This is a genomic window from Bradyrhizobium sp. GW821-FHT12B03 (assembly GCF_058807535.1).
The window spans coordinates 1-612 of record NZ_JBXAQU010000061.1; the positions used below are offsets into that span (position 1 = coordinate 1).

At 68.0% G+C, this 612-nt stretch carries 1 protein-coding gene; it reads right to left on the reverse strand.

All coding sequences use genetic code 11. The features are described 5' to 3' along the window. Positions 1-612: response regulator (locus AC1RUR_RS38355; RefSeq protein WP_492853352.1), on the reverse strand; the 612-nt coding region annotated here is incomplete at both ends.

Sequence of the window (612 nt, forward strand, 5' to 3'; positions counted from 1 at the left end):
CACCTCGGCGAACTCGAAGCCGTTCATGTCGGGCATCTCGATGTCGGTCAGGACCACGTCGAAGCTCTGGGCGCGCAGCGCGGCCAGGCCCTCCTGCGCGGTCGGCGCGGTGCGGACGCGGTAGCCCGCGGCCTTGAGCACCGGCGCCAGCATGTTGCGGAAGAACGCGCTGTCGTCGACCAGCAGCACCGACTGCGAGTGCTGCGACGGCTTCATCTCCTTGCGGGTGAACCAGTCCGAGAACGCCATGGGGAGGAAGTGGCCGACGTCGATCACCTCGGTGGCCTGGCCCTTGATCACGGCCGAGCCGAGAATGCCGGAGGAGGAGCCGCCGACCTCGATGTTGAGGCGTTCCTCGACGATGTCGATGATCTCGTCGACGACGAGGCCCATGGAGCGGCCGTCGTCGGCGAACACCAGGATCGGCTGGGCGCCCTGGCTCGCAATGGTGACGCTCTCCATGGCGACGAGCGGCATCAGCTGCTCGCGGTACTGCACCATGTAGCGGCCGTTGGAGAACTCGATCTTGTCGGCGGGGAGCTCTTCCAGGCGGGTGACGAGCCCGAGCGGGACCGCCTTGGGCTGGGACGAGCCGGCGCGGAACACCAGCAG